The 20653-nt window shown below is 60.1% G+C and carries 15 protein-coding genes and 1 tRNA gene; 11 read left to right on the top strand and 5 right to left on the bottom strand.

The window, feature by feature from the left end:
- The first annotated feature begins 3 nt into the window (after positions 1-3).
- The 3 genes from M5B43_RS06500 (at position 4) to M5B43_RS06490 (ending at position 5192) form a co-directional block, all read left to right on the top strand.
- Entirely contained in the window at positions 4-1806 is a 1803-nt protein-coding gene (locus M5B43_RS06500; protein WP_248749346.1) for an ABC transporter ATP-binding protein, read from the top strand.
- 71 nt (positions 1807-1877) lie between these two features.
- Positions 1878-4340 (top strand): EAL domain-containing protein, encoded by a 2463-nt coding sequence (locus tag M5B43_RS06495; RefSeq protein ID WP_248749310.1) that lies wholly within the window; start codon positions 1878-1880, stop codon positions 4338-4340.
- Positions 4341-4385: 45 nt separating this feature from the next.
- Positions 4386-5192 (top strand): iron-containing redox enzyme family protein, encoded by an 807-nt coding sequence (locus M5B43_RS06490; protein ID WP_248749309.1) that lies wholly within the window; start codon positions 4386-4388, stop codon positions 5190-5192.
- Positions 5193-5213: 21 nt separating this feature from the next.
- Here the strand turns inward: M5B43_RS06490 and M5B43_RS06485 are convergent, their stop codons facing one another.
- The 4 genes from M5B43_RS06485 to M5B43_RS06470 all read right to left on the bottom strand — a co-directional run bounded on the left by M5B43_RS06485 (position 5214) and on the right by M5B43_RS06470 (position 9898).
- Positions 5214-6140 carry a GGDEF domain-containing protein gene (locus M5B43_RS06485; protein ID WP_248749308.1) on the bottom strand — a complete coding sequence of 309 codons (927 nt, stop codon included), beginning with the start codon at positions 6138-6140 and terminating at the stop codon, positions 5214-5216.
- Between the two features lie 328 nt (positions 6141-6468).
- A complete protein-coding gene (locus M5B43_RS06480) occupies positions 6469-7743 on the bottom strand; it encodes an MFS transporter (RefSeq protein ID WP_248749307.1) in 1275 nt (424 codons plus the stop codon).
- Positions 7744-7804: 61 nt separating this feature from the next.
- Complete coding sequence (locus M5B43_RS06475) at positions 7805-8959, bottom strand: acyl-CoA dehydrogenase family protein (protein ID WP_248749306.1); 1155 nt, start codon at positions 8957-8959, stop codon at positions 7805-7807.
- 69 nt (positions 8960-9028) lie between these two features.
- Positions 9029-9898, bottom strand: a complete 870-nt coding sequence (locus M5B43_RS06470; protein WP_248749305.1) for an IclR family transcriptional regulator — start codon at positions 9896-9898, stop codon at positions 9029-9031.
- A gap of 250 nt (positions 9899-10148) precedes the next feature.
- Here M5B43_RS06470 and M5B43_RS06465 point away from each other — a divergent pair, with 250 nt between their 5' ends.
- From M5B43_RS06465 to M5B43_RS06455, 3 genes are read left to right on the top strand one after another with little or no spacing between them, the layout of a single operon-like run.
- Complete coding sequence (locus tag M5B43_RS06465) at positions 10149-10934, top strand: enoyl-CoA hydratase (protein WP_248749304.1); 786 nt, start codon at positions 10149-10151, stop codon at positions 10932-10934.
- 2 nt (positions 10935-10936) lie between these two features.
- Positions 10937-12466, top strand: coding sequence for a 3-hydroxyacyl-CoA dehydrogenase (locus M5B43_RS06460; protein ID WP_248749303.1), 1530 nt, complete (start codon positions 10937-10939; stop codon positions 12464-12466).
- 26 nt (positions 12467-12492) lie between these two features.
- Entirely contained in the window at positions 12493-13725 is a 1233-nt protein-coding gene (locus M5B43_RS06455) for a CaiB/BaiF CoA-transferase family protein (protein WP_248749302.1), read from the top strand.
- On the opposite strand, the gene lldD is transcribed toward M5B43_RS06455, so the two are convergent.
- A complete protein-coding gene (gene lldD, locus M5B43_RS06450; protein WP_248749301.1) occupies positions 13722-14852 on the bottom strand; it encodes an FMN-dependent L-lactate dehydrogenase LldD in 1131 nt (376 codons plus the stop codon). The genes M5B43_RS06455 and lldD overlap by 4 nt on opposite strands.
- Positions 14853-14952: 100 nt before the next feature.
- On the opposite strand from lldD, the gene M5B43_RS06445 reads away from it, so the two are divergent.
- The 5 genes from M5B43_RS06445 (at position 14953) to M5B43_RS06425 (ending at position 20628) form a co-directional block, all read left to right on the top strand.
- Positions 14953-15849: a LysR family transcriptional regulator gene (locus M5B43_RS06445; RefSeq protein WP_248749300.1), complete on the top strand. Its 897-nt coding sequence runs from the start codon at positions 14953-14955 to the stop codon at positions 15847-15849.
- 60 nt (positions 15850-15909) lie between these two features.
- Positions 15910-15985 (top strand) — tRNA-Asn (locus M5B43_RS06440).
- A 1004-nt stretch (positions 15986-16989) separates the two neighbouring features.
- Complete coding sequence (locus tag M5B43_RS06435; RefSeq protein WP_248749299.1) at positions 16990-17664, top strand: response regulator transcription factor; 675 nt, start codon at positions 16990-16992, stop codon at positions 17662-17664.
- Positions 17657-18967, top strand: a complete 1311-nt coding sequence (locus tag M5B43_RS06430) for a HAMP domain-containing sensor histidine kinase (protein WP_248749298.1) — start codon at positions 17657-17659, stop codon at positions 18965-18967. Before M5B43_RS06435 ends, M5B43_RS06430 begins: the two co-directional genes overlap by 8 nt.
- Before the next feature lie 239 nt (positions 18968-19206).
- Entirely contained in the window at positions 19207-20628 is a 1422-nt protein-coding gene (locus M5B43_RS06425) for a tetratricopeptide repeat protein (RefSeq protein WP_248749297.1), read from the top strand.
- Positions 20629-20653: the final 25 nt, after the last annotated feature.

The following is a 20653-nucleotide window of genomic DNA, read 5'->3' as shown; positions in this document are numbered from 1 at the left end:
GACATCGCTGGGCCAACCAAGCGTCGCGACCGCCTGACCTGGGCAGAAGTCCGCCGCCTGGCCCTGCACCACAAGAAATCCCTGTGGATCGCCAATGGCGTCGCCGTGCTGGCGACCCTGTGCAGTGTGCCCATCCCGCTGTTATTGCCGTTGCTGGTCGATGAAGTGTTGCTGGGGCATGGCGATGCCGCGCTCAAGGTCATGAACCACGCGCTGCCCCTGGGTTGGCAGAAAGCCGCCGGCTACATCGGCCTGATGTTGCTGGTGACCCTGGCCCTGCGCTGCGGCGCGCTGCTGTTCAACGTGGTGCAGGCGCGCCTGTTTGCGCGGCTGGCCAAAGATATTGTCTATCGCATTCGCGTGCGCCTGATCGAACGACTCAAGCGTATTTCCCTGGGGGAATACGAAAGCCTGGGCAGCGGTACGGTGACCACGCACCTGGTCACCGACCTGGATACGCTGGACAAGTTTGTCGGCGAAACCCTCAGCCGCTTCCTCGTGGCCATGCTGACCCTGGTCGGCACCTCGGCGATCCTGGTGTGGATGCATTGGCAACTGGCGTTGCTGATCCTGTTGTTCAACCCGTTGGTGATCTATGCCACGGTGCAGTTGGGTAAGCGCGTCAAACACCTGAAAAAACTGGAAAACGACAGCACCTCGCGCTTTACCCAGGCGTTGACTGAAACCCTGGATGCCATCCAGGAAGTGCGCGCCGGGAATCGCCAGGGTTTTTTCCTCGGGCGCCTGGGCCAGCGTGCCCAGGAAGTGCGTGATTACGCCATTCACTCACAATGGAAAACCGACGCGTCCAGCCGTGCCAGTGGCCTGTTGTTCCAGTTCGGCATCGACATCTTCCGCGCCGCCGCCATGCTGACCGTGCTGTTTTCCGACCTGTCCATCGGCCAGATGCTCGCGGTGTTCAGCTACCTGTGGTTCATGATCGGCCCGGTGGAGCAACTGCTGAACCTGCAATACGCCTATTACGCGGCGGGCGGCGCGCTGACCCGGATCAACGAACTCTTGTCCCGGGCCGACGAACCGCAATACGCCGGGGGTGCAGATCCTTTTACCGGGCGTGACACGGTCGGCATTGAAGTCCGTGGCCTCAACTTCGGCTACGGCGAAGAGCTGGTACTCAACCAATTGAACCTGGTCATTGCACCGGGTGAGAAGGTGGCGATTGTCGGCGCCAGTGGCGGTGGCAAAAGTACCTTGGTGCAACTCCTGCTGGGCCTCTATACACCGCAGGCCGGCAGCATTCGTTTCGGCGGCGCGACCCAGCAGGAGATCGGCCTGGAGGCCATTCGCGAGCATGTCGCGGTGGTGCTGCAACACCCGGCGCTGTTCAACGACACGGTACGCGCCAACCTGACCATGGGCCGTACTCGCAGCGACCAGGCCTGCTGGCAGGCATTGGAAATCGCCCAGCTGGATGCTACCGTCAAGGCATTGCCCTTGGGCTTGGACAGTGTGGTGGGGCGCTCAGGCGTGCGCTTTTCCGGCGGCCAGCGCCAACGCCTGGCCATTGCCCGCATGGTGTTGGCCGAGCCTAAAGTGGTGATTCTTGACGAAGCCACCTCGGCGCTGGATGCGGCTACCGAGTACAACCTGCACCAGGCGTTGGCGCGGTTTCTCAGCGGGCGTACTACACTCATCATCGCCCACCGGCTTTCTGCGGTGAAACAAGCTGATCGGGTGTTGGTGTTTGATGGCGGGCATATCGCCGAGGATGGCGACCATCAGCAGTTGATTGCCGATGGCGGGCTGTACGCCAAGCTGTACGGACACTTGCAACAAGTACGTTAATTTAGTTTAGGCTGGGCTATCGGGAGCGGATTTTCGCGTGCGTATTCAGCTGTGCATGTGCAAGGGACTTCATGAAGCAAAAGCGGACTCTCGGAACGCCACGGCTGCTGGGTATTGTCTGGCCCTTTATCGCCGTCGTACTGTTCCAGGCATTGTTAGGCTGCGTCAGTCTGTACGTACTCTCTGCGGTGCGCGGTTATGTGGCCGGTGAAAGCTTGTGGTCCAAGGGCCAGAAAGACGCCATCTACTACCTGACCCTCTACGCCGATAACCGCGACGAAGCGACTTACCTCAAATACCAGCAAGCCATTGCCGTCCCTCAGGGCGGGCATGAACTGCGCGTCGCCCTGGACCGTCCAGTACCTGACCTCGCTGCCGCACGCCTGGGCATTCTCAAGGGCGGTAACCACCCGGACGATGCCTCCAGCCTGATCTGGCTGTACCTCAACTTTCGCCATTTCAGCTATCTGGAAAAAGCCATCGAACTGTGGACGGTGGGTGACGGTTATCTGGTGCAACTGGATGACCTTGCTCAGGAAATGCACCGCGCCATCAGTAACGATCACGTCAGTGGCGATGATGTACGCACCTGGAAGGCCCGCATCATTGCCATCAACGACGGTGTGACGCCGCCTGCCAAGGCGTTCAGCGATGCGTTGGGCGAAGGGTCGCGGATGATCCTGCGCCTGTTGTTGATCACGAACCTGGCGACCGCGCTGGGTTTGATCGCCCTGGCGTTGCTGCGGACCCATAAGTTGCTCGCCCAGCGCCATGCCTTCGCCAGTGCGCTGCAAGCGGAGAAGGAGCGGGCGCAAATCACGCTGGAGTCGATAGGTGACGGTGTGATTACCACCGACGTCGACGGCGCCATCGCCTACATGAACCCTGCGGCCGAGGCGCTGACTCACTGGAAGTCGGCCCAGGCCCAGGGCCTGCCCCTGGCGGCGCTGTTCAAACTGCTGGATGAAAACGCCGAGCCCGATGGATTTACATTGATTGAACACATCATCAAGGGCCAGCTCAGTGGCGGCAGCGAGCACTCCAAGTTGATCCAGCGCCTGGATGGCAGCACTGTTTCAGTCACCCTGGTGGGGGCGCCTATTTGCAGCGCCGGCAAGGTCAGCGGCGCGGTGCTGGTGCTGCACGACATGACCCAGGAGCGCCAGTACATTGCCAACCTCTCCTGGCAGGCGACCCACGATGCCTTGACCGGTTTGGCCAACCGCCGCGAATTCGAATACCGCCTGGAACAGGTGCTGCAACAGGTAGGGCGTCAGCAAAGCGGGCGGCATGCCCTGATGTTCCTCGACCTCGACCAGTTCAAACTGGTCAATGACACCTGTGGTCATGCGGCGGGGGACGAACTGCTGCGGCACATTTGTGCGCTGCTGCAATCGGACTTGCGCGAGGGCGATACGCTGGCGCGGCTGGGGGGCGATGAGTTTGGCATCCTGCTGGAGAATTGCCCGGCACCGGTGGCCGAGAAAATCGCCGAGAGCTTGCGCCACACCGTGCAGAGCCTGCACTTCGTGTGGAAGGGGCGGCCCTTCATGACCACTGTCAGTATTGGCCTGGTGCATATCTCGCAAACCCCGACCACGTTGGAAACATCACTGCGCGCTGCCGACATGGCCTGCTACATGGCCAAGGAAAAGGGGCGTAACCGCGTGCAGGTTTACCATGCCGATGACTCGGAACTGTCCCTGCGATTTGGCGAGATGGCATGGGTGCAGCGCTTGCACATGGCGTTGGAAGAAAACCGCTTCTGCCTCTATTCCCAGGAAATCTCACCCTTGGGTCATACCCTGGCGGGCAATGGGCACGTCGAAATTCTTCTGCGCCTGCACGACGAGGCGGGGCGAATCATACTGCCCGACAGTTTTATTCCCGCTGCCGAACGTTACGGCCTGATGACCTCTCTGGATCGTTGGGTAGTGGAGAACGTATTCAAGATTATCGCCCGTTGCATGAAGGAGCGCCCAGGCCGGCCTATGGCGATGTGTGCGATTAATCTGTCAGGTATAACGATTGGTGATGACGATTTTCTCGGTTTTTTACGTGAAAAATTCAACACTTACTGCATCCCTCCGGAAATGATTTGTTTTGAAATAACTGAAACCAGTGCTATAGCCAATTTAGGCAGTGCGATTCGATTTATTAATGAACTCAAAGCGTTAGGTTGCCATTTTTCACTCGATGACTTTTGCGCCGGAATGTCCTCATTCGCCTATCTCAAACATTTACCTGTAGACTTCTTGAAGATCGATGGAAGTTTCGTAAAGGATATGCTGGACGACCCGATTAACCGCGCTATGGTCGAAGTGATCAACCACATTGGTCACGTCATGGGTAAGCGCACAATTGCCGAGTTTGTTGAAACACCGCAGATCGAACAGGCGTTGCTTGAGATAGGTGTGGATTACGCTCAGGGTTACCTGATTGAACGCCCGCAATTGTTTACCTTTGATAGCTTGCAGTGTCGCCCTGTACGGCCGCAGCCGTTGTTATTCAAGGCGCCCGGCACATTCCGCTGAAACATTTGCTGGTCTGTACAATCACACTTAAAAAGGAGCCCTACAGTGATCGACGCATTCAACAGAACTGGCCCACTCATGGAAGCCTCGAGTTATCCCGCCTGGGCGCAACAATTGATCCAGGGGTGTAGCGAGAGCAAGCGTCGGGTTGTCGAACACGAACTGTACCAGCGCATGCGCGATAACACGCTGAGCGCCAAGACCATGCGTCATTACTTGATTGGTGGTTGGCCGGTGGTTGAACAGTTTGCCTTGTATATGGCACAGAACCTGACCAAGACCAAGTTTGCCCGCCATCCTGGGGAGGATATGGCGCGACGCTGGCTGATGCGCAATATTCGTGTGGAACTCAACCACGCTGACTATTGGGTGCACTGGGCGCGTGCCCACGGCGTCACACTCGAAGAACTGCAAGCGCAGAACGTGCCGCCGGAGTTGCATGCACTGAGCCACTGGTGCTGGCACACCAGCTCTGCGGATTCGTTGATCGTTGCGATTGCTGCGACCAACTATGCGATCGAAGGGGCGACGGGTGAGTGGTCAGCCGTGGTGTGCTCTACCGGCGTGTATGCCGCGGCCTTCCCTGAAGAAGACCGCAAGCGTGCGATGAAGTGGCTGAAGATGCACGCGCAGTACGACGACGCCCACCCGTGGGAAGCCCTGGAAATCATCTGCACCCTGGCAGGGACGAACCCGAGCAAGGCGTTGCAGGTGGAGTTGCGCCAGGCAGTGTGCAAGAGCTACGACTACATGTACCTGTTTTTGGAAAGCTGCATGCGGTTGGAGAAAGAGAAAGAGAAGGCGGCCACCGTTGTTCGTGAGCGCCCGGCCCGCGTCGCCAGCGAAGCGTGACGCAAGCGCAATGGCGGGGGCCTACCCCGCCATTGCCAGGCGGTTGCGGCCTTCGCGCTTGGCCACGTACAAGGCGTTGTCGGCCCGGCGCAACAGGCTCTCGGCTGACTCGGCGGCCAACAACGTCGAGCATCCAAGGCTCACCGTCAATTCGATCCGTGTTTCGCCCACCCAATAGTCCTGGGCTTGTGTCTTCTGGCGCAGGCGTTCACCGACCAACCCTGCCGCATCGCGGCCCGTGTTGGACAGCAATATCAGAAACTCGTCCCCGCCAAATCTAAACACCATGTCCACATTGCGCAGCTGGCTTTTGATCGCCGCCGCCACGGCGCGCAGTATGGTATCGCCGGTCGCATGGCCGTGGGTGTCGTTAATCGCCTTGAAATGATCGATGTCGAGCATGACCAGGGATAACGGGGTCAGGTGCCGCCGTGCCATGTCGATTTCCCGCTGCAAGGTCTGGTCCATGGCCACGCGATTGCCGGTTTCGGTCAGCGGGTCGCGCAGTGCGGTACGGGTTGCGGCGCGATAGAGCAGGGCGTTGCGCATCGGGAACAGCAAGGTCGCCAGCAGGGATTCGAGCTGGCTCAGTTCCTCTTCCAGGAACCGTTGGTTGCGGCGGAAGATCAACTCGCCCAGGTGTTCGCCTTCATGGCTCAAGGTGTAGCTTACGCAATGGTGGCCGCGATGGCCCAGCTCCAGGCGCAGGTCACTGGCTTGGTGGCGGTATTGCAGCGCATCCAGCGGTACCAGGCGCTGGGTTTCGCGCAAGAACAGCCCAAGGATGCGCTCCGGCTCCAGGCTGGTCTGCAATTGTTGGTTCAGTTGCTGGTGAAGTTGAGCGAGAGTGGTAGGGCTGTGTGGACGCAGAGATGGTTGACCAAACCCCAGGCGTTGCAATTTGGCACTGTCGAAGTCAATTGCGTTGGTCTGGGTGGGTGTTTTCATAAGCAGATGGCCTCTAAGCACTTAACTGTCTTACAGGCGGGATGAGAGTGGCAAGTGCCAAGCGTCTTACTGTTCCTTCAGTTCCGTAAAACATTGGGTACAGTTTAAACCGCTTTGCGCCGGGTTATAACCCCGGGGCACGTGCCACACGTCTTGTCATCGCTTTACCTGCTTGAAAAGAATTAGAGCGAGATTCGTGCCACTTCTTTCGACATATTAAAAACCCTTATAAATCAATCGACTGTTACGGCTGTAGGACGCAGTCAGTGTGTCGTGGCGCCAGTTATTTGGCTGGTTGAAGCCGGCGTTGCGGCCGGCTCATACGGTTCTACTGTTTTTGCGGGTCGAACTGTTTGTCGGCAATGAACAACGCAGGGATCACGCCACAAATAAAATACGCCGCGCCCATCACCAGGAAACCCATGCCGATTGAGCCATGGGAGGCCAGGAAACCGATAGCCGCTGGCGCCACCGCTGCTCCAATCCGGCCAATGTTGTAGGCGCCGCCCACCGCCGAGCCGCGAAACTTTGCCTCGAAGCTTTCGGTCATGTACGTGGCATTGACGCCGTAGGGGATGCCGTAGAGGAAGCCGAACACCACCAGCATCCACAAGATAGTGTCGGGGCTCTGGTACAGCACGATCACCGGCAGGAACACCGCCGTACCCAATGCGCCGAAGGCAAAGACCAGGCGTCGACCCAGCCGGTCCGCCGCGAGGCCAGCCAGGACTTTGCCGAAGATCATCGCCGCATAGGTGCCGACCATGTAGCTGGTCATCGACTTGAAGTTCATGCCCAGCTCACTTTCGAGGTAGGACGGCATCCAGTTGTTCACGCCGTAGTAGCCAAATTGCAGGAAGCCTGCAGTCAGGGCCCAGAGCAAAAACATCCGGCTGGCTTTCGGGTCGTTGAAGATCAGCTTGAACATGCCGTCGGGTTTTTTAGCCGTGGCTGGCTGGATACCACTGGCTTTCAGTTGGGCGCGATCGGCGCGAGCCCTGAGCCAGGCTTGCGGCTCGGGCACCAGGCGTTGCATCAGTACCGCAAGAATGACCGGAATGATCGCCACGTAGAACAGCCAGCGCCAGCCGTGTTCAGGCAGGATCCAGCCGGCCAGCAAAGTGGCGACGATGTAGCCCACCGACCAACCCGCCTGCAGAGTACCGAGCACGGTGGTGCGGTAGCGGGTCGGCACATATTCGGCCATCAGGGTGTTGCAGGCCACGTACAGTGCGCCCAGGCCGAGGGAGGCAAAAAAGCGCGTACTTGCGAACTGCCAATAGCTGTGGGTCATGCCCAGGATCGCAGTGCCGAGGGAGAACAGCACAATGCTCCACACCACAGTCTTGACCCGGCCGAAACGGTCACAGGCCCAGCCACCGTAGATCCCGCCGATGGCCATGCCGGCCAGGGTGAAGCTGCCCAGGCTGCCGGCTTCGACGCTGGTCAGGCCGAACTCGGCTTTCAGGCTGCTGAGGCTGTAGGACAACAACATCAAATCCGCCCCATCGATCAGCAGGCCGAGGAAGCAGAAGATGAAGACGATAATCCACAGGTTGTTTTTTGCAGGCGACAACGCACCCGCCGATGCGGCGACTTCCATAGCGATACCTTGTTGTAGTTGTTAGGGCATTGGGTATGGGTGTTGCTGTGAAGCGTCCGGCCTAGCGTTGCGCCTCGCGAATCATGTTGCGGGCGATCACCAGTTGCTGGATTTGCGTGGTGCCTTCATACAAGCGGAACAGGCGCACGTCGCGGTAGAAACGTTCGATGGCGTACTCGCTGATATAGCCCGCACCGCCATGAATCTGCACGCAACGATCGGCGACGCGGCCGCACATTTCCGTGGCGAACATCTTCGAGCATGACGCCTGCGTGCCAATATCCTGGCCCTCGTCGCGCCGGCGGGCAGCATCCAGCACCATGCAGCGCGCGGCGTAAATTTCGGCTTTGCTGTCGGCGAGCATGGCCTGGATCAATTGGAACTCGGCGATCGGTTGGCCGAATTGCTTGCGTTCGATGGCGTAGTTCAGGGCGTCGCCCAACATGCGCTCGGCTGCGCCAACGCTGACAGCCGCAATGTGCAGGCGGCCCTTGTCGAGCACCTTCATCGCGGTCTTGAAACCCACCCCTTCAACCCCGCCGATCAACTGGCCGGCGGGCACACGCACGGAGTCGAAGATCACGTCACAGGTATGGGCACCTTGCTGGCCCATCTTGTGGTCGCGTTTGCCCAGGGACAGGCCCGGCGTATCCCGTTCGACGATAAACGCGCTGATGCCGCCCGAGCCTTTGATGCCTGGGTTGGTGCGCGCCATCACGGTAAAGATCCCGGCGTGGGGCGCGTTGGTGATGAAGCGCTTGGTGCCGTTGATGAGGTAGTGGTCGCCATCACGCACAGCGGTGGTTTTCAGCGAGGCGGCGTCGGAACCGGAGTCCGGTTCGGTCAGGCAGAACGAACTGAGCAGTTGGCCGCTGGCCAGCAGTGGCAGGTAATGCGCCTTCTGTGCCTCGGTGCCGTCGAGCAGGATGCCGATGGAACCAATGCCGTTGTTAGTGCCGAAGTAGGAGCGGAAGGCGGGGGAGGTGCGCCCAAGCTCAAAGGCGATCGTCACCTCTTCTTCCATAGTCAGCCCCAGGCCGCCATAGGCTTCGGGAATGGTCAGGCCGAACAGGCCCATGTCCTGGAATTGGCCGACGATGTCCGCCGGGATTTCATCGGTCTCGGCGACTTCGTTTTCCCGCGGGATCAGCGCTTCATTGACGAACTGCGCAATAGCGTCCACCAGGATATGAAGCGTTTGTGGGTCTCGGATCATGTGCATTCCTCAGCGGCCCGTTCGGCGGGCCTGTTGTCGTCAATCTGCTGAGGCCGTGCACCGATCCAGCTAGCGGGTGGCGGCCTCGATATTGTTCACCATGTGCTTGAGGCGTGGCCCGATGTCGTCCTCGAGTTTCTCCCGGGAAAGGTGAAAGCTCGGCCCGCCACAGTTGAACGCCAGCAAACCATGTTGTGCATGCAGCAGCGGTACGGCGATGGCGTTGACATCGCGGTGCCACTCACCGATCGACATGCAATAGCCGAAGTCGGTGTAATCCCGGAAGGCGCGTTCCAGCCCCTTGCGGATACTCGGCCAGTCCTCCAGATGACGCTGGCGGATGTGGTCGAGCATGAATTCGCGCTCGTTTTCCGGCATGGCGGCCAGGCAGGCGCGGCCGGCGGAACTCAAGTGCAATGGCAAGCGCGTACCGACTTGGCGGCGCATTGTCATGTTCGCTTCACCCTGGACCACGTCCAGGTACACCATGTCCAAGCGGTCCCGGGTGGCCATCGCGACAGCGGCCTGGGCGTACTTGGCCATGGTCTCCATCAGTGGGTGGGCCACGGCCCGCACCGACAGGTTCGACAACATGGCGTAACCGAAGGCCATCACCCCCACATCCAACTGGTACCGGCCCGACTGCGGCAGGTGCTTGAGGTAACCCAGGCGTGTCAGCGTGTGGGTCATCCGCGTGATCGTCGGCTTCGGCAGCCCGGTCTTGCGCGCCAGTTCCTGATTGCCCAGTACGCTCTCGCTCGGGGTGAAACAACGCAGCAGTTCCAGGCCGCGTGCCAAGGCGGTGACGAACTGCCGGTCCTTGTCTTCCTCCTCGTTACTGCTCATCGGGTCAATCAACAAATGCTCGAAGGTGGTGTTGCCAGCAGGGGCTTCGGCGGTGTCCGGGTCCAGGTTTCGACGGCGCATGTTAATCCTCATTTTTTTATAAAATCAACAAAACAAAATTCTATTCCGCACAGCGAAACTAATCAACTTGTTGTGATTAGATTTAATAGTTTGATAAAGCCCTTTAAAACAGAGACTTAGTAGTCATTTTTGTCTGCGTTATGGTTTTTACGTTTACACCCGGTAGGTCGCTACTTATGATTATGGGTAAATACGGAATGTTATTTCGCATAGCGAAACTAATGATTGTCCAACTAACAAGAACGTAGAAGCAGGAGTCAACGTGACCAGTGCAGACCAACCCGTGGTGTACCTCGACGTCCAGGACAACGGCGTGGCAGTCGTGCGTATTCATCGGCCCGAGGTGAAAAACGCGCTCAATGCCCAGGTGCGCGAAGCACTGGCCGAGCATTTCCGTGCACTGGCCCGGCGTCGGGATGTCCGCGCGATTGTGTTGACCGGCGGCACGCAGTTTTTTGTGGCCGGTGCGGATATCAAGGAGTTCGCCAGTGCGAGCGCGATGGATATGTACCGGCGGCACACCGAATACCTGTGGGAAGCCATCAGCCGTTGCCCCAAACCGGTGATTGCCGCAGTCAATGGTTTTGCCCTGGGCGGTGGCTGCGAGTTGGCGATGCATTGCGATCTGATCGTGGCCGGCGAGTCGGCGCGGTTTGCCCAGCCCGAAGTCAAGCTCGGCCTGATGCCGGGTGCAGGCGGCACCCAGCGGTTGATCCGTGCGGTGGGGAAGTTCCAGGCGATGCGTATTGCGCTGACCGGATGCATGGTCACAGCGGCTGAGGCCCTGGCGATCGGCATGCTCAGCGAAGTGGTGAGTGACGACCAGACGTTGCCCCGTGCCCTTGAACTGGCCGCGCACATCGCCGCACTGCCGCCGCTGGCGGTGGAGCAGATCAAGGAAGTGATGCTCGCCGGTGCCGATCTGCCCCTGGACAGCGCGCTGATGCTGGAGCGCAAGGCGTTTCAATTGCTGTTCGATTCAAAGGACCAGAAGGAGGGCGCCGCCGCGTTCTTCGAAAAGCGCACACCGCAGTACCGAGGGGAATGAACATGACCGACTCCATCAACACCCTGGGCCTGGTTGGCACCGGCGTCATGGGTGCCGGCATCGCGCAAATTGCGGCCCAGGCCGGTGTGCGGGTGCGCTTGTTCGACGCCCGTGAAGGCGCTGCGCAAGCGGCCCATGGCACCCTGGCCGCGACCTTCACCCAGCTGGTGGGCAAAGGCAAAATCACCCAGCCGGCAATGGACGCGGCTCTCGCTAACCTGCAGGTCGCCGGCAGGATCGATGACCTGAAGGATTGCGACCTGATCGTCGAAGCCATCGTGGAAAACCTCGAGGCCAAGCGCAGCCTGTTGCAACAGCTTGAAGGCATCGTCAGTCCGACCTGCATCCTCGCCACCAACACCTCCTCACTGTCCGTGACGGCCATCGCCAACGGTTGCCGGCAACCTGAGCGCGTGGCCGGCCTGCATTTTTTCAACCCGGTGCCATTGATGCGGGTGGTGGAGGTGATCGATGGCCTGCTCACCGCACCGACAGTCGGTGATGCGTTGCTGGCGCTGGTGGCGCGTGTTGGCCATCGCGGTGTGCGCGCCAAGGACACCCCCGGTTTTATCGTCAACCACGCGGGGCGTGCCTATGGCACCGAAGCCTTGAAGATGCTCGATGAGGGCGTTGCCGAGCGGGGTGATATCGACCGCATCCTGCGCGACGGCGCGGGGTTTCGCATGGGGCCGTTGGAGTTGCTCGACCTGACCGGCCTGGATGTCTCCCATCCGGTGATGGAGTCGATCTACAACCAGTTTTATCAGGAACCGCGCTATCGACCGTCGCCCCTGACCCGGCAGATGCTGGTGGGCGGGCGCCTGGGGCGCAAGGCCGGCCACGGCTTCTACCAGTATCAGGACGGCCAGCTCATCAATGGCCCGCAACCCCAGCCCATCCCCACGGTGCACGCGGTGCCACCGGTGTGGATCGCCACCGAAGACAGCGCGGATTATGAGCGCCTCAGCGCCTTGGTGATCCGCCTGGGCGCCGACCTTGAGCGCACGGCACAACCCTCGCCGCATGCCTTGTGCCTGCTCGCGCCGTACGGGCGGGACGCTACCAGTGCGTGCCTGCGCTTTGACACGGACCCGGCGCATACCCTGTGTATAGACCTGCTGACAGACCTGTCGCGCCAGCGCACCTTGATGCAAAACCCCCTCACGGCGTCGGCCATGCGTGACGCGGCCCACGCGTTGCTCGCCGCGGACGGCGTGGGAGTGACGGTGATCGCTGACAGCGTTGGGTTTGTCGCCCAACGGACCCTGGCGATGGTGGTCAACCTGGCCTGTGATATCGCCCAGCAACGCATCGCCAGCGTTGCCGATATCGACCAGGCGGTGCAATTGGGCCTGGGCTATCCCTATGGCCCGCTGGCCTGGGGGGATGCCCTCGGCCCACGGCGGCTGCTCACGATTTTGCAGCGTATGAGCGAACTCACTCACGACCCGCGTTACCGCCCCAGCCCCTGGTTGCGGCGGCGGGCGATGCTGGGGATTTCCCTGCGTCATGACGAGCCGGCCATTGGCTGATTTCCCAACCTCACAGGATAAGAATAATGGGTGCATTGACAGGTTTGCGGGTGCTGGATTTAAGCCGAGTGTTGGCCGGCCCCTGGTGCGGGCAGGTGTTGGCTGACCTGGGGGCGGAAGTGATCAAGATCGAACGTCCGCAAAGTGGCGACGACACCCGGGGCTGGGGGCCGCCCTGGATGAAGACCGACACGGGCGAGTCATCCGGACAGGCGTCGTATTACCAGTCCACCAACCGTGGCAAATTGTCGGTGGCCATTGACCTCGCCAGCCCCGAAGGCCAGGAACTGGTGCGCGCGCTGGCGGCCAGTTCCGACGTGTTGATCGAGAACTATAAAGCCGGCTCCCTGGCGCGCTACGGGTTGGATTACGCAACCCTGGCCGAGATCAACCCGCGCTTGGTGTATTGCTCCATCACCGGCTTTGGCCAGACCGGCCCGCGCGCAGAAGAGCCCGGTTATGACTTCATTATCCAGGGCATTGGTGGGCTGATGAGCATCACCGGCGAGCGCGATGACTTGCCGGGTGGCGGGCCACAGAAGGTGGGCGTGGCGTTTTCCGACCTGATGACCGGGTTGTATTCCACCGTGGCCATTCAGGCGGCGCTGCTCAGTCGTGAGCGCACCGGCGTCGGCCAGCATATCGATATGGCATTGCTCGACGTGCAGGTCGCCACATTGGCCAACCAGAGCATGAACTACCTGGCCTCCGGCAAAGTGCCGCAGCGTTATGGCAATGCCCACGCCAATATCGTGCCCTACCAGGTGTTCCGCGCCGCCGACCGCGACTTCATCATCGCATGCGGCAACGACAGCCAGTTCGTTGCCCTGTGCCAGAGCATTGGGCTGCCGCACTTGCCGGACGATCCGCGTTTTCGCCGCAACGCCGACCGCGTGACCCATCGCGCCGAAATCGTCGAGCTGCTTTCAGCGCACTTCCTGCTGCGCAGCGCCGATGAGTGGGTGACGTGCATCCACGCCTCGAAAGTGCCGGTGGGGGCGATCAACTCTATCGCCCAATCCCTGGAAGAACCCCAGGTGATTGCCCGCAACCTGATGGTAAAAATTCCCCACCCGCAGAACCCGGATTTCGCCATGGTCGGCAGCCCGATCAAGATGTCCGGCACCCCCGTGGAGTATCTGCGGCCGGCGCCGATGCTGGGGCAGCACACTGACGACATCCTCGGGCAGCGGTTGGGCTTGTCGCCGCAGCAACTGGCCCAGCTCAAGGCCCGCGGTATTGTCGAGCAGCAGGGTTAGACCAAGGTGCTGCGGTCGATCTGTGCGATGGAAGTGACCCCGGTCAGGGTCATGGCCACGCGCATTTCCTTGGCGAAAATATCCAGCAGGTTCTCTACCCCGTGCTGGCCCTCGGCGGCCAGCGCATAGGCGGTGGCGCGTCCCAACAGGCATGCCTTGGCGCCGAGGGCGAGCATGCGCACCACGTCGAGCCCGGAACGAATGCCCGAGTCCACCAGTACGGTCAGGTCATCGCCCACCGCTTCGGCAATCGGCGGCAACGCCTTGGCCGTGGAGAGCACACCGTCAAGTTGGCGGCCGCCATGGTTGGAGACCACGATACCGTCGGCGCCGAAACTCAGTGCATCCTTGGCATCCTGCGGGTCGAGGATGCCCTTGATGATCATCGGGCCTTTCCAGAATTCGCGGATCCACTCCAAGTCCTTCCAACTGATCGACGGGTCGAAGTTGTTGGCCAGCCAGCCGATGTAGTCCTCCAGATGGGTGGGTTTGCCCAGGTACTTGGAGATATTGCCCAGGTCGTGGGGGCGGCCCATCAGCCCGACATCGAATGCCCATTGCGGTTTGGTCACGGCCTGCAACATCCGCCGCTGCGCCGCATATGGCCCGGACATGCCCGAGTGCGCATCGCGGTAACGGGCGCCGGGGGTCGGCATATCGACGGTGAACACCAATGTCGTCACGCCGGCCGCCTGCGCACGTTCCAGGGCATTGCGCATGAAGCCGCGATCCTTGAGCACATACAGCTGGAACCAGATCGCCTGCGGGCTTTGCGAGGCCACTTCTTCAATCGAACACACCGACACCGTCGACAGGCAAAAGGGAATGTTTTTGTTGGCCGCCGCCTTGGCCGCTTGCACTTCACCGCGCCGCGCATACATGCCGGTCAGGCCAACCGGGCTGAGGATCACCGGCATCGCCAGCTCCGTGCCGAACAGCTCGGTCTTCAAGCTCAGGTTGTCGACCTTGCGCAGGATGCGCTGGCGCAGGCTGATCTCGGCCAGGTCCGAACTGTTGGCACGCAGGGTGTGCTCGGCGTAGGCGCCGCCGTCGATGTAGTCGAACAGGAAGCGCGGCAACTTGCGCTTGGCCGCTGCGCGGTAGTCGGAGGCGGACGAGATGATCATGACGGGTGGCTCCACAGGGCTGGGGGACTCACGATAAACAAAAATCTGGCATGATAAAAACAACTTTTATCACTGCAATCCAGTCGCTAAAGGAATACTGATGAACCTGCGAACACTGCGCGCCTTTGTCGAAGTGGTGCGCCAGGGAGGGTTCTCCCAGGCGGCCGAAGTGGTGTCCTTGACCCAATCCACGGTGAGCAAGGCGGTCAAGACCCTGGAGGACGAACTGGGCATGCCGCTGCTCAATCGCCTGGGCCACAAGAGTGAACTCACCGCTGCCGGCGAAATTGCCTACCGTCGCGCCTTGGTGCTGCTCGCGGAGCACAACGATCTGGTGACCGAGATCAACGACCTGCGCGGCCTCAAGCGTGGCGTGTTGCGCATCGGCCTGCCGCCGGTGGGGTGCGGCGTGCTGTTTGCGGCGATGTTCACCAGCTACCGCAGCCGCTATCCGGACATCGATATCGAATTGACCGAGTACGGCAGTAAAAAACTGCGCGAATGCCTGGAAGCAGGGGAGGTCGACCTGGCCGCGCTCCTGTTGCCGGTTGACGAAGGTTTCGACTACCAACCCGTGCGTAACGAACCGCTGATGGCCGTGCTGCCCCTGAACCACCCACTGGCCCAGCGCAAACGCATCGACTTCACCGACCTGGCGGACTCTGCGTTCATTCTGTTCGAGGCCGGCTTCGCCCTGAACGCCAAGATCCTCGCTGCCTGTGAACGCAAAGGTGTGACACCCCGAGTAACCGCCCGCAGCGGGCAGATCGATTTCATCGTCGACCTGGTCGCGGCCGGGCTGGGCGTCGCCTTCCTGCCGCGCATGCTGGCGCACAAGCATCAACACGCCGGCATCGCCTTGATCCCCCTCGACGAACCCCATACCGACTGGCATATCGCCCTGGCCTGGCGTGCCGGCGCCCACTTGCCACCGGCGGCACGCGCCTGGTTGGATTTGGCCAAGGAGCCTGGGTTTTCAACCGGCCATCCGGTTTAAACACCACCGATGTCAGAGAAGGCTTGACTTCTTCTTTTTAATCAGTAACATACGGCGCATTCCGCGATAGCTCAGTTGGTAGAGCAAATGACTGTTAATCATTGGGTCCCTGGTTCGAGTCCAGGTCGTGGAGCCAGATCGTAAAAAGCCTGCAGCGATGCAGGCTTTTTTTTGCTCGGAATTTGACCCGGCACCCCAAACGCATAGCGCGATTCGCATCAAATCCTCCTGTCTTTTAAACCCTCGATAGCACTGCAAGTGCGGGCCGAGTGGGCGTGCGCCTTTTGTATCGGTTCTGTAACAAATCTGTACTGCTGTCCGCTTTTTTTGCCTGGGGGCAGCCGGATTAGCGCAAGCAGCCCCTGCGCAGAACACACCCGGTATCACCGATCTGATTCGTGACCGCCAGGACCGCCTGCTTGAAGATCAGCAGCGCCGCCTCGAAGAGCTCAAGGAGCTGCTAAGTAAATACCATTCAAATCTGTCCCCTTTTTCACAAGCTCCCAATCCACTTCGTCCAACAACACATTCTCCAGCAACGGCGAAGCCACCCATCACGGTGTGCACCCGATAGTTCCTGCGCCTCGTCGTCATCCGCCGATTCACCTTCGTCGACGCGGTAGCAGTTATCCCTGCTGCGTCTGCCATCGGGGTAGACAATAAAGCCCCCGCGGCCTTTGTGGCATTCGTGCAGATACACCGGTGACAGGTCTCGTTGCCTGTCAACGTGGGCATTCAAGCGAGCGATATAGATACCCATCGAGACCGACACGCACACAATCAGCACCACGCACGCTACCAACTGATTGGTATAGCTGGCGCCGATGTCGTCAGGACGGGCTGGCGACATAATACGACCCTGTTCGCTCGACGTTCTGGCCCACCAGAAACCAGCTATTGCCTCCTAGGCGTACCAACTGAGCGTTGGAGGGCAGGATGTCGACCATCAGGGTAAGGAAAATCAAGGCTAACAGGACGCCTGTGATCATCGAAGACAGGTTCATGGCTGCGACGAGCTCTGGATAAGAAGAGCCTTAGCTTAAGCAGCGATGGGTTAACGTCAGGTGAACATCCATAGAAAACAGCCCGGCTTGCGCTATCCTCCAAACCTCTGCGTAACACCTGCCCGAGGTTTTTTCCGTGCATATTCACCTGCTGCTGGTCGAGGACAACTTGGATCTGGCCACCACTGTCATCGAGTACCTGGAGATCAGCAGCATCGTCTGTGACCATGCCAGTAATGGCCAGACCGGACTTAACCTGGCGCTCAACCAACACTACGACGTTATTCTCCTGGACATCATGCTGCCGCGACTGGATGGCCAGCAGTTATGCGAACGGTTACGCCAGCAAGGTATCCAGACGCCCATCCTGATGCTGACCTCGCTGGACGCGTTATCGGACAAGCTCGCCAGTTTTGCGGCTGGCGCCGACGACTACCTGGTCAAGCCGTTCGAACTGGCCGAACTGGTGGCCAGGATCCGCGCACTGAGCCTGCGCCGCAGCGGTCAGACCAATCGCTTGCAGGTGGACGACTTGGTGATGGAACTGACCACCCGTACCGTCAGCCGGGCAGGGCAGGCACTGCATTTGTCACCCATCTGCTGGGCCTTGTTGGAGCATCTGATGCGCGCCAGTCCTGAACCCGTCCCCCGGGAGCGCCTGGAAACAAAAATCTGGGGCGATGAGCCGCCGGACAGTAATACGCTCAAAGTGCACATGCATCGCCTGCGCAAGACGGTAGACAAACCCTTTAGCCGGCCGTTGATCCACACCCTTCCCGGGGTTGGTATTCAGGTAAAACCCCATGCGTAATGGCTTGAGCCTGAGGTGGGTGATCAGCGGAAGTTTCCTGCTACTGATTGCGGTGGTGTTGCTGATCTACAGCCAACTGTTGCCTGCATTCACTGTGCGTGGCTTGTTCTACACCGCCAGCGCGATGATGGAAGAAGAAGCCCAATATTTCGTCCGGCACTACAAGAGGGATCCGGGCACGCCGCCTCCGCACAATTACTTCTACACCAGTGTCATTGGCAAGCAGGCGTTGCCGGACAGCGTCCGGCGGATGCTGGATGCACCGCCCAGCCTGTCCTTCGGCGCGGTGCATATCTACGGCGATCTGTACTCCGATAACGACGACGCGCCGTTCCAGATCATCCTCGAACAACCCCTGGGTGACGGCAAAACCCTCTATATGTATGACGTCGACCATGATCATGAAGTCGGTGGCGAGGTCGAGACCCCGCTGTCCGATGCCTACTTTGACCAGGTCCTGCAGAGCGTCGCGTTCATCAGCCTGGCGGTCTTCGTGCCGGCGCTGATCATCATTGCCCTGCTGGTCTGGTGGTTGGTGCGTCCATTGGGACGCCTGGTCCAATGGTCCGGCACATTGAAAAACCCTGACGCGTTGGCCATTCAGCGGCCTGGTTTCAGCTTCAAGGAGTTCAACGTGCTGGCCGACGCCTTGGCCAAAAGTGTTGAACAGGTGCAGGCCGCCAGCCAGCGTGAAGGCCGCTTGTTGCGCTACACCAGCCATGAGTTGCGCACGCCCCTGGCCGTACTCAAGGCCAATATCGAGCTGTTGGCACTGCAATCCGGCGGTGTCCTGCCATCCTCCCTGCAGCGTATCGAGCGCTCCGTGCTGAACATGCAGCTTATCGCCGAGACATTGCTGTGGATGAGTCGCGAGTGTCCCGAACCGTTGCCGGAGGAAGACGTTGACCTGAGCGAGTTGGTCGGCGAACTGATTGAGAAACATCGCTACCTGATCGGCAACCGGGAGATCGAGCTGATCGTCGATATCCACAACCAACCTTGCCGACTGCCCCCCACCGCGTGTCGCATCGTGATCGGCAACTTCTTGCGCAACGCGCTGCAATACGCCGAAGAGGGCCAGGTAGAAATCAACTTCAAATACCCCCAGCTGCTGATTGCCAATCACATCCGGGAGACCAGGCCGCAGCAGGAATCCAGCGACTTTGGCTACGGTCTCGGGCTGCAGTTGATGCAGCAGTTATGCGCAAAGCTGGGTTGGCATATTGAGGTGATCCGCGCGCAACAGCGTTTCACCGTCGTTCTCGACTTCACGACGGTGCGAGGCGTCGAGTCATCATGTTAAAGGCTGACGGTGACCCACGTTCGATTCGTTGATTTGATGTTAATCATGAAGCCCTGGTTTGAGTGCCGTTCGTGCTTGGAGCGGGGGCTGTCTGGGCGCAGTCGGCTAACGCAATAGCCACAACGTTGTGTTGGTGCAAGCCTCGACTATGCTCCTGTCTGTGCATTTCCTGCGAATTTTCACACGGACGTCACCATGAACGCAGCACAGGACAGCAGAGTTATATTCCGGGGGTTCGTTTGACGGCGCCCGCATCGGCCGCGCGTTACGGGACGGCACAAGCCACCCATGCCAGCGGCGTGTCGGCGCAGAACGATGAAGGGCATCGATTATGTCTACAAGGCTGTTTCGAGGCGGCTGAAGCCTGCTTTCGATACGCCGTGCAGCACCAGCCCGACTGGGCCGTTGCGCACAACAATTTGGGTTGGGTGTTGCAGGCCCAGGGCCACAACGAAGACGCCATCAGCAGTTACAAAACCGCCTTGCGCCTGGAGCCGGGTTGCGTGTTGGCTCGGGCCAATCTGGCCTATCTGCTTGCGCATCTGTATGTGCACCTGGGCCAGTACGATGCCGCACGGGGCATGTGGCGGGTACTGGTCGAGCTGTATCCGCACGACCCCGAAGTGTTGGATAACCTTACAAGCACGGCGCTGCGAGCCAATGACCTGGCTGACGCAGGGCAGTGGGCCATGCGCCATGCGGCGGTCACTCGCGGCAGTGCCTGGTACCCGCTGCCAGGCGCTATCCCTGAGGTTCCCACCCCTGCGCCCAAGCTCAGCCGGGGCAAGTTGAGCCATGACCTGGAACAGTTGCGCTACTTGCGTGATCGGCAATTAGTCAGTGCGCAATTCGATGCCGTCATTGACGGTTATGAGGCCGCGCGGCAACGCTTCAACGAGGGCGACAGTCTCTTGCAGCAGCAGTTGTTCGAGTCGTGGCCGCTGTCCTCCACCTACGGTCGAGTCGTCCACCATCTGCCGGCCGCACGTCAGGACGAAGGTGCGTTGAGCGATAGCGTGGCGCTGCGTCGAGCGGAGCAGGATTACCAGCAGAGTCCGCTGGGCGTAGTCGTGATCGATGATTTCCTGACACCGCAAGCGTTGCAGCAGCTGCACGCGTTCTGCCTGCAATCCACCGTCTGGCACACCAACCGTTACGCCCATGGCCGCCTGGGGGCATTCTTCAGGGAAGGCTTCAACTGCCCGTTGCTGCTGCAGGTCGCCGAGCAAATCCAGCAGTACTTTCCCCAGGTGATCGGCACCCGACACCCGCTGTTGCAACTGTGGGGGTTCAAGTACGGGCACGACCAACCGGCGACCTATCCGCATGCCGACTTCGCCGCGGTGAACGTGAATTTCTGGATCACGCCCGACGAAGCGAACCTGGATAAAAGCTCGGGTGGGCTGGTGATCTACGACGTCGAAGCACCGTTGGACTGGGACTTCGAAACGTACAACCGACAAGGTGATCGGATCGCCGCGTTCCTTCAGGCTTCAGGCGCGCAGCCGCTGGTGATTCCCTACCGCTGCAATCGTGCGGTCATCTTCAATTCGGACCTGTTTCATGCCACCGCGCCGCTTGCATTTCGCCCGGGCTACGCCAATCAGCGCATCAACATCACGCTGCTTTACGGAGAGCGCGAGTGCGCTGGGCAGGGGTAGTGCAGGAGTGCCCGGCACCTGTGGT

The organism is Pseudomonas sp. MWU15-20650 (genome assembly GCF_023242475.1).
In the GTDB taxonomy this organism is placed as follows: Bacteria; Pseudomonadota; Gammaproteobacteria; order Pseudomonadales; family Pseudomonadaceae; genus Aquipseudomonas.
The sequence above is the reverse complement of the archived record's forward strand: the minus strand, read 5'-3'. Positions and strand labels throughout refer to the sequence as shown.

Excerpts from the sequence above, each read along its gene's own strand:
- M5B43_RS06495 (WP_248749310.1), top strand. The coding sequence starts at position 1,878 with ATGAAGCAAAAGCGGACTCTCGGAACGCCACGGCTGCTGGGTATTGTC.
- M5B43_RS06485 (WP_248749308.1), bottom strand. The coding sequence starts at position 6,140 with ATGAAAACACCCACCCAGACCAACGCAATTGACTTCGACAGTGCCAAA.
- M5B43_RS06480 (WP_248749307.1), bottom strand. The coding sequence starts at position 7,743 with ATGGAAGTCGCCGCATCGGCGGGTGCGTTGTCGCCTGCAAAAAACAAC.
- M5B43_RS06475 (WP_248749306.1), bottom strand. The coding sequence starts at position 8,959 with ATGATCCGAGACCCACAAACGCTTCATATCCTGGTGGACGCTATTGCG.
- M5B43_RS06470 (WP_248749305.1), bottom strand. The coding sequence starts at position 9,898 with ATGAGGATTAACATGCGCCGTCGAAACCTGGACCCGGACACCGCCGAA.
- M5B43_RS06460 (WP_248749303.1), top strand. The coding sequence starts at position 10,937 with ATGACCGACTCCATCAACACCCTGGGCCTGGTTGGCACCGGCGTCATG.
- M5B43_RS06455 (WP_248749302.1), top strand. The coding sequence starts at position 12,493 with ATGGGTGCATTGACAGGTTTGCGGGTGCTGGATTTAAGCCGAGTGTTG.
- lldD (WP_248749301.1), bottom strand. The coding sequence starts at position 14,852 with ATGATCATCTCGTCCGCCTCCGACTACCGCGCAGCGGCCAAGCGCAAG.
- M5B43_RS06445 (WP_248749300.1), top strand. The coding sequence starts at position 14,953 with ATGAACCTGCGAACACTGCGCGCCTTTGTCGAAGTGGTGCGCCAGGGA.
- M5B43_RS06430 (WP_248749298.1), top strand. The coding sequence starts at position 17,657 with ATGCGTAATGGCTTGAGCCTGAGGTGGGTGATCAGCGGAAGTTTCCTG.